Origin of the sequence: Rhodocyclus tenuis, from assembly GCF_014197755.1 — a bacterium.
Taxonomy (GTDB): domain Bacteria; phylum Pseudomonadota; class Gammaproteobacteria; order Burkholderiales; family Rhodocyclaceae; genus Rhodocyclus; species Rhodocyclus tenuis.
In genome coordinates this window covers 278,810-291,837 of record NZ_JACIGE010000001.1, presented here as the reverse complement: position 1 = coordinate 291,837, position 13,028 = coordinate 278,810, and the positions used below count along the sequence as shown (strand labels likewise).

General features: G+C 63.0%; 11 protein-coding genes and 4 tRNA genes. 12 read left to right on the top strand and 3 right to left on the bottom strand.

All coding sequences use genetic code 11. The features are described 5' to 3' along the window. Positions 1-77: 77 nt before the first annotated feature. From GGD90_RS01410 to GGD90_RS01400, 3 genes are all read right to left on the bottom strand, one after another. Positions 78-851: a class I SAM-dependent methyltransferase gene (locus GGD90_RS01410; RefSeq protein WP_153115072.1), complete on the bottom strand. Its 774-nt coding sequence runs from the start codon at positions 849-851 to the stop codon at positions 78-80. A gap of 116 nt (positions 852-967) precedes the next feature. Further along, entirely contained in the window at positions 968-2,386 is a 1,419-nt protein-coding gene (locus tag GGD90_RS01405; RefSeq protein ID WP_153115073.1) for an FAD-binding oxidoreductase, read from the bottom strand. Next, entirely contained in the window at positions 2,383-3,045 is a 663-nt protein-coding gene (locus GGD90_RS01400; RefSeq protein WP_153115074.1) for a malonic semialdehyde reductase, read from the bottom strand. Before GGD90_RS01400 ends, GGD90_RS01405 begins: the two co-directional genes overlap by 4 nt. 164 nt (positions 3,046-3,209) lie before the next feature. Between GGD90_RS01400 and GGD90_RS01395 the strand changes: the two genes are divergently transcribed. The 12 genes from GGD90_RS01395 to rpoB all read left to right on the top strand — a co-directional run bounded on the left by GGD90_RS01395 (position 3,210) and on the right by rpoB (position 12,935). Next, positions 3,210-3,294, top strand: a tRNA-Tyr gene (locus tag GGD90_RS01395). A 52-nt stretch (positions 3,295-3,346) separates the two neighbouring features. After that, positions 3,347-3,420, top strand: a tRNA-Gly gene (locus tag GGD90_RS01390). 43 nt (positions 3,421-3,463) lie between these two features. Further along, positions 3,464-3,538 (top strand) — tRNA-Thr (locus GGD90_RS01385). Between the two features lie 49 nt (positions 3,539-3,587). Next, positions 3,588-4,778 carry an elongation factor Tu gene (gene tuf / locus GGD90_RS01380; protein WP_153115075.1) on the top strand — a complete coding sequence of 397 codons (1,191 nt, stop codon included), beginning with the start codon at positions 3,588-3,590 and terminating at the stop codon, positions 4,776-4,778. A 57-nt stretch (positions 4,779-4,835) separates the two neighbouring features. Then, positions 4,836-4,911, top strand: a tRNA-Trp gene (locus GGD90_RS01375). 21 nt (positions 4,912-4,932) lie between these two features. Then, complete coding sequence (gene secE, locus GGD90_RS01370; protein WP_153115076.1) at positions 4,933-5,286, top strand: preprotein translocase subunit SecE; 354 nt, start codon at positions 4,933-4,935, stop codon at positions 5,284-5,286. Further along, a complete protein-coding gene (nusG, locus tag GGD90_RS01365) occupies positions 5,283-5,816 on the top strand; it encodes a transcription termination/antitermination protein NusG (protein WP_153115077.1) in 534 nt (177 codons plus the stop codon). The genes secE and nusG overlap by 4 nt, the downstream gene beginning before the upstream one ends. A 127-nt stretch (positions 5,817-5,943) precedes the next feature. Continuing rightward, entirely contained in the window at positions 5,944-6,375 is a 432-nt protein-coding gene (rplK, locus tag GGD90_RS01360) for a 50S ribosomal protein L11 (RefSeq protein ID WP_153115078.1), read from the top strand. Between the two features lies 1 nt (position 6,376). Further along, positions 6,377-7,072, top strand: coding sequence for a 50S ribosomal protein L1 (rplA, locus tag GGD90_RS01355; protein ID WP_153115079.1), 696 nt, complete (start codon positions 6,377-6,379; stop codon positions 7,070-7,072). 292 nt (positions 7,073-7,364) lie between these two features. Then, complete coding sequence (gene rplJ, locus GGD90_RS01350) at positions 7,365-7,910, top strand: 50S ribosomal protein L10 (protein WP_153115080.1); 546 nt, start codon at positions 7,365-7,367, stop codon at positions 7,908-7,910. 73 nt (positions 7,911-7,983) lie between these two features. Beyond that, the gene (rplL, locus tag GGD90_RS01345) at positions 7,984-8,355 is read left to right on the top strand and encodes a 50S ribosomal protein L7/L12 (protein WP_153115081.1); all 372 of its coding nucleotides are present in this window, start codon (positions 7,984-7,986) and stop codon (positions 8,353-8,355) included. 299 nt (positions 8,356-8,654) lie between these two features. After that, positions 8,655-12,935, top strand: a complete 4,281-nt coding sequence (rpoB, locus tag GGD90_RS01340; RefSeq protein WP_153115082.1) for a DNA-directed RNA polymerase subunit beta — start codon at positions 8,655-8,657, stop codon at positions 12,933-12,935. Positions 12,936-13,028: the final 93 nt, after the last annotated feature.

Genomic DNA, 13,028 nt, shown 5'->3' with positions numbered 1-13,028 from the left:
AGGACATGCGAATAGTTGTTGCGTAAATGCTCAGTGTTACCGCATTGCTGGCGTTCGGCAAGCTGTGCGACGCCAGCCTAGCGTCGGTAACAATAAAGGCAGGTGCTGCGGCTGTCGTCGACCTCGACCACTGCGCTGGCCTCGACGCCGGGAACGGCAAAGCTGTTGCTGATGAACAGGCTGCCCGGCTTCATTTCGGCGCACACCTTTTGCCACAGGTCGGCCATGGGTACCGGCGAGAGGAAGGCGTAGACGACGTCGTAGCCTCCCAGATCGGCCTTGTGCAGATCGCCCCACCGCCAGTCGCAGTTGTCGACGGCGGCAGTGCGCAGGCGTCCGATTGCCCAGACCAGTGGCGAATTTTCGACGCCGCAGAGGTGTGCATCAGGGCGCGCGCGCGCCAGCGGCAACAGCACGCTGCCGACGCCGGCGCCGAGATCAAGCAGGCGCATGCCGGGCCGGTCGGCGGTGAGTTGTTCGAGTGCGCTGGCGGTGGTCGCGTTCGACAGGAACAGCGGCGCCTGCCCGGTGAGCGCACCGCGATAGAGCACCAGCAGGACGAAGAAGAATGCGAGGAACCACCCCGGATCGATCGCCAGTTGCGCGACCGCCCAAGCCAGCGGCGCAAAAACCGCATGGATCAGGCGCCACCACCAGGTCTGCCGGCTCAGCGAGGCGAACAGCAGAGCGACGCCGCTGATGGCGAAGGCGGTTTCCGGCCACGGCAAGGGCTCCCCGCGCGTGCCGAACCAAGGCCAGGCGAGCGACAGTACGAGCAGGCAGGCAGCCGCCTGCAGGGCAAGCTGGCGGGCAGGACGGGATATTTCGAGCGAGGGTGTTTCAGGTGGCAAGGTCGACTCCGTTGGCGAGCGCCGCATTGTAACTGGTGCGCCATGCCGTCCGTATTGCGCATCTCCCCGGCGCCGATCGGGCTGCGCGGACGTCCGCCGCCGCGCGGGGAGCGGCGTCAGGAATCGGTGCAGTCCTCGATCGGTGGCAGGATCTTGCCCGGATTGAGGCAGTGCTGCGGATCGAGCGCGTCCTTCAGCGCGTGCATCAGGCGTATCGCCGCCGCACCGTGCTCACGCACCAGAAAGCGCGCCTTGCCGATGCCGACGCCGTGCTCGCCGGTGCAGGTGCCTTCCATCGCCAGCGCCCGCTCGACGACGCGTTCGTTGATCCATTTGGCTTCGGCCATTTCGGTCGGGTTGGCGGGGTCGACGAGAACGACCAGATGGAAATTGCCGTCGCCGACATGGCCGAATAGTGCGATTGGAATGCTGACGCGGGCGATGTCCTCGTTGGTCGAGGCGATGGCTTCGGCGAGCCGCGAAATCGGTACGCAGACGTCGGTCGGGAAGGCGCGCGCGCCCGGTTTCAGCTGCAGGCAGGCGAAATAGGCGTCGTGGCGCGCTTTCCACAAGCGACTGCGTTCCTCGTTGCGCGTCGCCCAGGCGAAGTCCTCGCCGCCGAGTTCGCGGGCAATGTCCTGCACCAGTTGCGCCTGCTCCTCGACCGCCGCGGCGCTGCCGTGAAACTCGAAAAACAGCGTCGGCGCTTCAGCGAGCGTCGTCTTGCTGTGGCGGTTGACGGCGGCGAGGGTGAGCGCATCAAGCAGTTCGATGCGCGCCACCGGGATGCCGAACTGGATCGTCTGGATGACCGTGCGTACCGCGGCGTCGACGTCGGGGAAAGCGCATACGGCGGCCGACATCGCTTCGGGGATCGGCTGCAGGCGCAGCGTCAGTTCGGTGATGATGCCGAGCGTTCCTTCCGATCCGACGAACAGGCGGGTCAGGTCGTAACCGGCCGACGACTTGCGCGCGCGTCCGCCGGTCCTGACGATGCTGCCGTCGGCCAGGACCACGGTCAGGCCGAGAACGTTCTCGCGCATCGTTCCGTAACGGACGGCGTTGGTCCCCGAAGCGCGCGTCGCCGCCATGCCGCCGAGCGTCGCGTCGGCGCCCGGGTCGATCGGGAAGAACAGCCCGCTGTCACGCAACGCGGCATTGAGTTGCAGGCGCGTAACGCCGGCTTCGACGACAGCATCAAGATCGTCGTTATGGACGGCGACGATCCGCTTCATGCCAGAGAGGTCGACGCAGATGCCACCGTGGATGGCGAGCACGTGGCCTTCGACCGAGCTGCCGACGCCGTAGGCGATCACCGGTACCGCGTGTGCGTACGACAGGCGCATCAGCTCGGCGACTTCTTCGGTCGATTCGGCGAAAACAACGGCGTCCGGCAGCATCGGCGCGTGCACCGACTCGTCACGGCCGTGCTGGGCAAGGACCGACTCGCCGCGCGAGAAGCGCTTGCCGAAGCATTCCTGCAGGGCGGTGATCAGCGCTTCCGGCAGTGGCTTGCGGGGCTGGGCTAGGCTCATAGGATCGCGCACGCCTCGGCGAAGTCGAGGCGCGGACTGCGCGGGTGCAGCGCCGAAGCGTCGCCGTAACCGAGGTTGCACAGAAAGTTGGAGCGGAAGCGCCCGTCGGCAAAGAACTCGCGGTCGACGGTGGCGTTGTCGAATCCCGACATCGGGCCACAGTCGAGGCCGAGCGCGCGCGCCGCGAGAATGAAGTACGCTGCCTGCAGGCTGGCGCTGCGGAACGCGGTTTCGTGGGCGAGTGCCGCTTTGTCGTCGCCGGCATACCAGGCGCGCGCATCGGTGTGCGGGAACAGCTTCGGCAACAGTTCGTAGAAACGCGTGTCCCAAGCGAGGATCGCCGTCACCGGTGCACTCAGCGTCTTGTCGACGTTGCCCGGCGCCAGCGCCGGCAACAGTCGCGCTTTGGCCTCGGCCGAGCGCACGAAGACGATGCGCAGAGGCTGACAATTGGCCGCCGTTGGCGCCATGCGCGCAAGTTCATAGGCGAACTGAAGGATTTCGTCGGCAACCGGCCGCGCTGTCCAGCGCGCATGCGTGCGCGCCGCGAGAAAAATGGCCGCCAGCGCCGTTTCAGGCACAGGACCGGCACTTAACGCCTGCCGTACGCATGATTTGATATCGCCGCCTTCATCGGGTGTGGCAGTGGATGTTTGCATTCTCGATCTCCGCGATCAGTCGGGGCAACGATTCTACGCTGCGCGGCAAAGATTTTCTTGAGCGGGTACTGGTATCCGGAAGGCTTTCTGCTATACTGCGCGCCGGCTGGAAAAAACAGTTTGACAATCCTTCGCTGGGGCGTCAGAATTTTTTGTTCCGGGCTGGAGGGATTCCCGAGCGGTCAAAGGGATCAGACTGTAAATCTGACGGCTCTGCCTTCGAAGGTTCGAATCCTTCTCCCTCCACCAAACAAAGCCGCTGCGTTCAGCGGCGGTCGATCGTGTCGCGGGTTGCGGTTTAGCGGGTGTAGCTCAATGGTAGAGCTGAAGCCTTCCAAGCTTAAGACGAGGGTTCGATTCCCTTCACCCGCTCCACGCTGCGGCTGAAAATTGCTTCAGGCGACAACAAGGCAAGAGCGCCCATGTAGCTCAGTGGCAGAGCACTCCCTTGGTAAGGGAGAGGCCGGCAGTTCAATCCTGCCCATGGGCACCACGGCTCTGGCGCCGAAGATTTTTTACTTCTAACGTTTTGAGGTAGCGAAATGGCTAAGGGAAAATTCGAACGTACGAAGCCGCACGTGAACGTGGGGACGATCGGTCACGTTGACCATGGCAAGACGACGCTGACGGCGGCGATCACGACGATCCTGTCGAAGAAGTTCGGTGGTGAAGCGAAGGCGTACGACCAGATCGACGCGGCGCCGGAAGAAAAGGCGCGCGGCATCACCATCAACACCGCGCACGTCGAATACGAAACCGCGACGCGTCACTACGCGCACGTTGACTGCCCGGGCCACGCCGACTACGTCAAGAACATGATTACCGGTGCCGCCCAGATGGACGGCGCCATCCTCGTCTGTTCCGCCGCTGACGGCCCGATGCCGCAAACGCGCGAACACATCCTGCTCGCCCGTCAGGTCGGTGTGCCGTACATCATCGTCTTCCTGAACAAGTGCGACATGGTGGACGACGCCGAACTGCTCGAGCTGGTCGAAATGGAAGTGCGCGAACTGCTGTCCAAGTACGACTTCCCGGGCGACGACGTGCCGATCATCCACGGCTCCGCGCTGAAGGCCCTCGAAGGCGACCAGAGCGAAATCGGCGAAGCCGCCATCTTCCGCCTGGCTGATGCCCTCGACAGCTACATTCCGACCCCGGAACGCGCCATCGACAAGCCCTTCCTGCTGCCGATCGAAGACGTCTTCTCGATCTCCGGCCGCGGCACCGTCGTCACCGGCCGTGTCGAACGCGGCATCGTCAAGGTCGGCGAAGAAATCGAAATCGTCGGCATCAAGGCCACCGTCAAGACCACCTGCACGGGCGTCGAAATGTTCCGCAAGCTGCTCGACCAAGGTCAGGCCGGCGACAACGTCGGCGTGCTGCTGCGTGGCACCAAGCGTGAAGACGTCGAGCGCGGCCAGGTGCTGTGCAAGCCGGGCTCGATCAAGCCGCACACCCACTTCACGGGTGAAGTGTACGTGCTGTCGAAGGACGAAGGCGGTCGCCACACGCCGTTCTTCAACAACTACCGTCCGCAGTTCTACTTCCGCACGACCGACGTTACCGGCGCCATCGCGCTGCCGGAAGGCGTTGAAATGGTCATGCCGGGCGACAACGTGTCGATCGTCGTCAAGCTGATCGCCCCGATCGCCATGGAAGAAGGTCTGCGCTTCGCCATCCGCGAAGGCGGCCGCACCGTCGGCGCCGGCGTCGTCGCGAAGATCATCGAGTAAAGCAGCTTTATGACGCCAGGGTGGTCGGTGCAAGGCCGCTCTGGTAGTCTCTGCCGCAGGGGTATAGCTCAACTGGCAGAGCGTCGGTCTCCAAAACCGAAGGTTGGGGGTTCGATTCCCTCTGCCCCTGCCATACATCACCAAAGCTGAAGAAATGGCCGACAAACTCAAGTTCGCGCTGGCGCTAGCCCTGCTTGCTGCTGGCGTAGCCGGCTTTTACCTGCTCGGCGAGCAGGCGCTGATCGTTCGTGTGCTCGCAGTGCTGGCCGGTCTGGCAGCGGCGGCGGCGACCGCTCGGGCGACCGAGCCCGGACGTCAGTTTTTCGATTTTTCGAAGGAAGCGGTCAACGAGGCACGCAAGGTCGTCTGGCCGTCACGCAAGGAAACGCTGCAGACGACCGGCATGGTCTTCGCATTCGTCGTGGTTATGGCGCTTTTCCTCTGGCTCGCCGACAAGAGTCTCGAGTGGCTGTTGTACGACGTGGTTCTTGGATGGAAAAAATCATGAGCATGCGCTGGTATGTGGTACACGCCTATTCCGGTTTTGAAAAGAGCGTGCAGCGTGCGCTGATCGACCGCGTCGCCCGTCAGGGGATGCAGGACAAGTTCGGCCGCATTCTGGTGCCGGTTGAGGAAGTCGTCGAGTTGAAGGGCGGCCAGAAGAGCATTACCGAGCGGAAGTTCTTTCCCGGTTATGTGCTCGTCGAAATGGAAATGAACGACGACTCCTGGCACCTGGTCAAGAGCACGCCGAAAGTCACCGGTTTTGTTGGTGGTGCTGCCAACAAGCCGACGCCGATTTCCGAAAAGGAAGTGGCGAAGATCATGCAGCAAATGCAGGAAGGCGTCGAAAAACCGCGCCCCAAGGTTCTGTTCGAGCCGGGCGAGGTCGTTCGCGTCAAGGAAGGTCCGTTCACGGATTTCCATGGCTCGGTCGAGGACGTCAATTACGAAAAGAATCGCCTGCGTGTCTCCGTGACCATTTTCGGTCGGGCGACGCCGGTCGAGCTGGAGTTCAGCCAGGTCGAGAAGTCCTGATTTTTCGGCCAGGTTGCTGCCGGCGTCAGTTGCGTCGGCAGCATCGCAATGCGGTCCGTGGGCCGCAATCGTTGTTGGGGGAGCGTCGGTAACGGCGCGTTCGCACCCATTTACAGGAGCTTTTAACGTGGCAAAGAAAATCGTCGGCTTTATCAAGCTGCAAGTGCCCGCCGGCAAGGCGAATCCGTCGCCCCCGATCGGCCCCGCGCTCGGTCAGCGCGGTCTGAACATCATGGAATTCTGCAAGGCGTTCAATGCCCAGACGCAAGGCCTTGAACCCGGTCTGCCGATCCCGGTGGTGATCACCGCTTTCGCGGACAAGAGCTTCACCTTCATCATGAAGACGCCGCCCGCCACGGTGCTGATCAAGAAGGCCGCGGGCGTGCAAAAGGGTAGCGCAAAACCGCATACCGACAAGGTCGGCAAGCTGACGCGCGCGCAGTGCGAAGACATTGCCAAGAGCAAGATGCCCGATCTGACCGCCGCCGATCTGGACGCGGCCGTGCGCACGATCGCCGGCAGCGCCCGTTCGATGGGCATTACCGTGGAGGGGCTGTGAAATGGCCGCTTTGAGCAAGCGTCAACAAGCCCTCAAGGGCAAGATCGACCGTAACCGCAACTACGCCATCGCCGAAGCGCTGACGCTGGCCAAGGAAGCGGCAACCGCCAAGTTCGACGAGTCGATCGACGTCGCCGTCAATCTCGGTATCGACGCACGCAAGTCGGACCAGCTCGTTCGCGGCTCGGTCGTGCTGCCGGCCGGTACCGGCAAGTCGGTTCGCGTCGCTGTGTTCGCCCAGGGCGACAAGGCTGAAGCGGCACGCGGCGCCGGCGCCGACATCGTCGGTTTTGACGATCTCGCCGCCCAGGTCAAGGAAGGCAACCTCAATTTCGACGTGGTCATCGCCACGCCGGACGCGATGCGCGTCGTCGGTCAGCTCGGCCAAATCCTCGGCCCACGCGGCCTGATGCCGAACCCGAAGGTCGGCACCGTGACGATGGATGTCGTTACCGCCGTGCGCAACGCCAAGGCTGGTCAGGTGCAGTACCGCACCGACAAGGGCGGCATCATTCATTGCACCATTGGTCGTGCATCGTTTGAGGTCGACAAGCTGCAGGAAAACCTGAAGGCGCTGGTCGATGCACTGAGCAAGGCCAAGCCGGCCACTGCCAAGGGCCAGTATCTGAAGAAGATCGCCGTGTCGAGCACGATGGGTCCGGGCGTCCGGGTCGACATCGCCAGCTTGCAGGCGTAACAGTAATGTGGGCACGGTGGCGCAAGCTGCCGTGCCAAAGTACTTTGGGCCGTCGCTTCTGCTCGTTGGCAGAAACGGCGGATCGTCAAAGACCGCAGGCGTTTCAGGAGGGTTTTGCAGTTCGCCCTCCAGAAGCTTAAGCGCGCAAGCGACCTGCGCAGACGGTGTACCCCGAACAGGATTTTTCGCTGACGCCCGCAAGGGCGGCGGTGGCGCTCCTGATCCAGGTCGCCGTGGGTGCGGCGTATCCAGCCGGATGCGTCGTGTGTGGACTTGATAGGAGGACAGGCCCGTGGGTCTTAACCTAGATGAAAAGAAGGCCGTCGTAGCCGAAGTATCGGTGAAGGTGGCCAGCGCCCAGACGATCGTTCTGGCCGTGTATAGCGGGCTCGCCGTCGGCGATCTGACCCGTTTGCGCGCCCAGGCACGCAAGTCGGGCGTTTATTTGCGCGTACTGAAGAACACCCTCGTTCGGCGCGCAGTGGCGGACACCCAGTTCGCCGCCTTGGCCGAGCATATGTCTGGCGCCCTGATCTACAGCATTTCCGAAGATCCGGTCGCGGCAGCGAAGGTGCTCAGCGATTTCGCGAAAACCAACGACAAACTGGTGCTGAAGGCGGGTTGCTACAGCGGTAACGTGCTCGACAAGGCCGGCGTTCAGGCGCTTGCTTCGATCCCGAGCCGCGAAGAGCTGCTGGCACGTCTTATCGGCGTCATGCAGGCGCCGGTATCGAGCTTTGCCCGCGCGCTGGCTGCTCTCGCCGAGCAGCGCACGGCGCCGGCCGCAGAAGCTCCTGCCGAAGCAGCACCGGCAGAGGCAGCTTCGGCAGAGGCCTGAGCCTGAGCGTTTGGCGAATACGTTTCGCATTCAGACTTTTTTCAAGATTCAAGTTATCAGGAGTTAATCGATTATGGCTATCAGCAAAGAAGACATCCTTGACGCCGTCGGCAATCTGACGGTCCTCGAACTGAACGATCTGGTCAAGGCGTTCGAAGAGAAGTTTGGCGTTTCTGCCGCCTCGCTGGCCGTTGCCGCTCCGGGCGCCGCTGCCGCCGCTCCGGTCGAAGAACAGACCGAATTCACCGTCATCCTCGCTGGCGTCGGCGAGAAGAAGGTTGAAGTCATCAAGGTCGTTCGTGCAGCCACCGGCCTTGGTCTGAAGGAAGCCAAGGATCTGGTCGACGGCGCGCCGAAGCCCGTCAAGGAAGCCATTTCCAAGGCCGACGCCGAAGCACTGAAGAAGCTGCTCGAAGCCGCTGGCGCGAAGGTCGAGGTCAAGTAATTGCACCTCCGCATGGCGGGCCGGCGGCTTTTGGTCGCCGGCCCGCTTGCGCTTTGTTGAAACACGTTCGTTGCAGCAATTAGCGCGTCGCGAAGCTGTCGACGCACAGGTAGCAGACAAACGCGAGCGCCAATGGATGACGGCGCCGTCTGACGCTTTCCGGCCTTGAGCCGAGGCTTTGCAGGCGGGCAGTTTTTCCTTCCAGAGCCCTCTCGTTTGTCCGCTGCGGACCGGTGCAGGATCGACATCCTGCGACGGTGTGCAATTCAGGATTTTTGCTTTTCAAGCTCGGAGCGACCATGACCTACTCCTACACCGAGAAAAAACGCATCCGCAAGAGCTTCGCCAAGCGCGCCCGCGTGCTCGACGTGCCCTTCCTGCTGGCGACGCAACTCGACTCCTTCTCCGCTTTCCTGCAATCCGGAGTTGCCCCCGCGCAGCGCCGGGTCCAGGGCTTGCAGGCCGCCTTCAGCTCGATCTTCCCGATCGCCAGCCACAGCGGCAATGCGCGTCTCGAATTCGTCAGCTACACGCTGGCCGATCCCGCCTTCGACGTCAGCGAGTGCCAGCAGCGCGGCCTCACCTTCGCCTCGGCGCTGCGCGCCAAGGTGCGCCTCGTCATCCTCGATCGCGAAGTGCCGGACACGATCAAGGAAGTGAAGGAGCAGGAAGTCTACATGGGTGAAATTCCCTTGATGACGACCACCGGCTCCTTCGTCATCAACGGCACCGAACGCGTCATCGTCTCGCAGCTGCACCGTTCGCCGGGCGTCTTCTTCGAACACGATCGCGGCAAGACGCACAGCTCGGGCAAGCTGCTCTTCTCGGCGCGCGTCATTCCTTACCGTGGTTCCTGGCTCGACTTCGAATTCGATCCGAAGGACACGCTGTTTTTCCGCGTCGACCGTCGGCGCAAGATGCCGGTGACGACGCTGCTGCGCGCCATCGGTCTCTCGTCCGAGCAGATCCTGCGCGAGTTCTTCGAATTCGACACCTTCACGCTGAGCAAGACCGCCGCCGAGTTCGAACTCGTTCCCGAGCGCCTGCGCGGTGAAGTGGCGCGCTTCGATTTCGTTGATAGCACCGGTCGCGTCATCGTCGCCAAAGACAAGCGCATCACCGCCAAGCACATCCGCGAACTCGCCGAAGCCGGCGTCAAGCGCATTGCCGTTCCCGACGATTTCGTCCTCGGGCGTGTCGTCGCGCAGAACGTTATCGACGGCGAAACCGGCGAAATCCTCGCCAACGCCAATGACGAAATCACCGAGCCGCTGCTTGAGCGCCTGCGCCAGGGCGGCGTGACGACCTTGCCGACGCTGTACATCAACGATCTCGATCGTGGCGCCTTCATCTCGCAGACCTTGCGCGCTGACGACACCGCCACGCGTCAGGCGGCGCGTGTCGCCATCTATCGCATGATGCGTCCGGGCGAGCCGCCGACGGAAGAAGCCGTCGAGATCCTGTTCAACGGTCTGTTCTATTCGGACGAGCGCTACGACCTCTCCGGCGTCGGCCGCATGAAGTTCAACCGCCGCGTCGGCCGCAAGGACGTCGTCGAGCACAAGGTGATGGTCAAGCACGCGCCGAACAAGCGCGAAGCGATCATTCAGGCGATTACCGAAGTGACTGGCGCCAATCCGGCCATCGCCGAGCAGACGCTGTCCGAACTCTCCTACGGCCCGCGTGCCGTCGCCGAGAACCTGACCGAAGCGGAGGCCAGCGCGCTGGCCGCACGCCTGAAGGCGCTTGCTGTTTCGGTCGAAGCGCGCGAACAGCTGACGCTGTCGCCGCGTGACATCGTCGAAGTGATCAAGATCCTCGTCGAACTGCGCAACGGCCGCGGCGAAATCGACGATATCGACCACCTCGGTAACCGCCGTGTGCGTTCGGTCGGCGAACTCGCCGAGAACCAGTTCCGCGCCGGTCTGGTGCGCGTCGAGCGCGCGGTCAAGGAGCGTTTGAGCCAGGCCGAGTCCGACAACCTGATGCCGCACGACCTGATCAACGCCAAGCCGATCAGCGCCGCGATCAAGGAGTTCTTCGGTTCCAGCCAGCTGTCGCAGTTCATGGACCAGACCAACCCGCTGTCCGAGATCACGCACAAGCGTCGTGTCTCGGCCCTTGGCCCGGGCGGTCTGACGCGCGAGCGCGCCGGCTTTGAAGTGCGCGACGTGCACCCGACGCACTACGGTCGCGTCTGCCCGATCGAAACACCGGAAGGTCCGAACATCGGTCTGATCAACTCGCTGGCGCTGTACGCACGCACCAACTCCTACGGCTTCCTCGAGACGCCGTACCGCAAGGTTGTCGACAGCAAGGTCACCGACCAGATCGAGTACCTGTCGGCGATCGAAGAAGGCGGCTACGTGATCGCGCAGGCCAACGCCTCGCTCGAAAACGGCTGCCTGGTCGACGAACTGGTGACCTGCCGCGAAAAGGGTGAAACCATCCTGGCCGAGCCGGCCCGCGTGCAGTACATGGACGTCGCTCCGGGTCAGATCGTCTCGGTCGCCGCCTCGCTGATTCCCTTCCTTGAGCACGACGATGCGAACCGCGCATTGATGGGCGCCAACATGCAACGGCAGGCGGTTCCTTGTCTGCGTCCGGAAAAGCCGTTGGTCGGCACCGGCATCGAACGCACGGTGGCGGTCGACTCGGGCACGGCAGTGCAGGCGCTACGCGGCGGCAAGGTCGACTACGTCGATGCCTCGCGTGTCGTCGTTCGCGTCAATGACGACGAAACGATTCCCGGCGAAGTCGGTGACGACATCTACAACCTCGTCAAGTACACGCGTTCGAACCAGAACACCAACATCAACCAGCGCCCGCTGGTGCGCGTTGGCGACATCATCGCCAAGGGCGATGTCGTTGCCGACGGTGCCTCGACCGACAAGGGCGAACTCGCGCTCGGCCAGAACATGCTGGTCGCGTTCATGCCGTGGAACGGCTACAACTTCGAAGATTCGATCCTGATCTCCGAACGCGTCGTCGCCGAAGACCGCTACACCTCGATCCACATCGAGGAACTCACGGTCGTCGCCCGCGACACCAAGCTCGGGCCGGAAGAAATCACGCGCGATATCGCCTCTCTCGGCGAAGGCCAGCTCGGCCGCCTCGACGAATCGGGCATCGTGTACATCGGTGCCGAAGTCGAGGCCGGTGACGTGCTCGTCGGCAAGGTGACGCCGAAGGGCGAAACCCAGCTGACGCCGGAAGAAAAGCTGCTGCGCGCGATCTTCGGCGAGAAGGCGTCCGACGTTAAGGACACCTCGCTGCGCGTGCCCTCGGGCATCGCCGGCACGGTCATCGACGTGCAGGTGTTCACGCGTGAAGGCATCGAGCGCGACAAGCGCGCGCAATCGATCATCGACGATCACCTGCGTGGCTACAAGCTCGACCTCGCCTACCAGATGCGCATCGTCGAACGCGACGCCTTCGCCCGTGTCGAGCGTCTGATTGTCGGCAAGGCTGCCAATGGCGGTCCGAAGAAGCTCGCCAAGGGGACGCCGGTCAGCAAGGAATACCTCGACGCGATCGATCCGCATCACTGGTTCGATATCCGCATGGCCGACGACGAAGTCGCGCACCAGCTCGAATCGCTGCGCGAAGGTCTCGAGCAGACGCGCAAGAACTTCGACATCGCCTTCGAAGAGAAGCGCAAGAAGCTGACGCAAGGCGACGAACTGCCGCCGGGCGTGCAGAAGATGGTCAAGGTCTATGTCGCCGTCAAGCGCCGCCTGCAGTCAGGCGACAAGATGGCCGGCCGCCACGGTAACAAGGGTGTCGTTTCGCGCATCGTTCCGGTCGAGGACATGCCCTGCACCGCCGACGGTCGTCCGGTCGACATCGTTCTTAACCCGCTCGGCGTGCCGTCGCGGATGAACGTCGGTCAGATTCTCGAGGTCCACCTCGGGCTGGCAGCAAAGGGCATCGGTAACAAGATCGCCACTATGCTGCGCAGTCAGGCCGCCATTGCCGATCTGCGCGCCTTCCTCGACAAGGTGTACAACGAGCACGGCAAGACCGAAGACCTCGATCAGTTGACTGATGCGGAAATCATCGAACTGGCGACCAACCTGCAGAACGGCGTGCCCTTCGCGACGCCGGTTTTCGACGGCGCCAAGGAAGCAGAGATCAAGGCCATGCTGCGCCTTGCCGAAATGCCCGAGTCCGGTCAGATGACGCTGTTCGACGGTCGCACCGGCGATCGCTTCGAGCGCGATGTCACCGTCGGCTACATGCACATGCTGAAGCTGCACCACCTCGTCGACGACAAGATGCACGCGCGTTCGACCGGTCCGTACAGTTTGGTCACGCAACAACCGCTCGGCGGCAAGGCGCAGTTCGGTGGCCAGCGCTTCGGTGAAATGGAAGTGTGGGCGCTGGAAGCTTACGGCGCCTCGTACGTGCTGCAGGAAATGCTGACCGTGAAGTCGGATGACGTGAACGGGCGTACCAAGGTCTATGAAAACATCGTCAAGGGCGACCACAAGATCGATGCCGGCATGCCGGAGTCGTTCAACGTGCTGGTCAAGGAAATTCGCTCGCTGGCGATCGACATCGATCTCGAACGTTTCTGATAGCGAGCAAGGCCTGCCGCCGCGGCAACGCGGCGGCACCGGGAACGGCGCAGTATCGGAGTGGCGCCGTTCCGACATTCGGAATTCTCACCC

Excerpts from the sequence above, each read along its gene's own strand:
- rpoB (WP_153115082.1), top strand. The coding sequence starts at position 8,655 with ATGACCTACTCCTACACCGAGAAAAAACGCATCCGCAAGAGCTTCGCC.
- GGD90_RS01405 (WP_153115073.1), bottom strand. The coding sequence starts at position 2,386 with ATGAGCCTAGCCCAGCCCCGCAAGCCACTGCCGGAAGCGCTGATCACC.
- secE (WP_153115076.1), top strand. The coding sequence starts at position 4,933 with ATGGCCGACAAACTCAAGTTCGCGCTGGCGCTAGCCCTGCTTGCTGCT.
- rplL (WP_153115081.1), top strand. The coding sequence starts at position 7,984 with ATGGCTATCAGCAAAGAAGACATCCTTGACGCCGTCGGCAATCTGACG.
- nusG (WP_153115077.1), top strand. The coding sequence starts at position 5,283 with ATGAGCATGCGCTGGTATGTGGTACACGCCTATTCCGGTTTTGAAAAG.
- rplA (WP_153115079.1), top strand. The coding sequence starts at position 6,377 with ATGGCCGCTTTGAGCAAGCGTCAACAAGCCCTCAAGGGCAAGATCGAC.
- GGD90_RS01400 (WP_153115074.1), bottom strand. The coding sequence starts at position 3,045 with ATGCAAACATCCACTGCCACACCCGATGAAGGCGGCGATATCAAATCA.
- tuf (WP_153115075.1), top strand. The coding sequence starts at position 3,588 with ATGGCTAAGGGAAAATTCGAACGTACGAAGCCGCACGTGAACGTGGGG.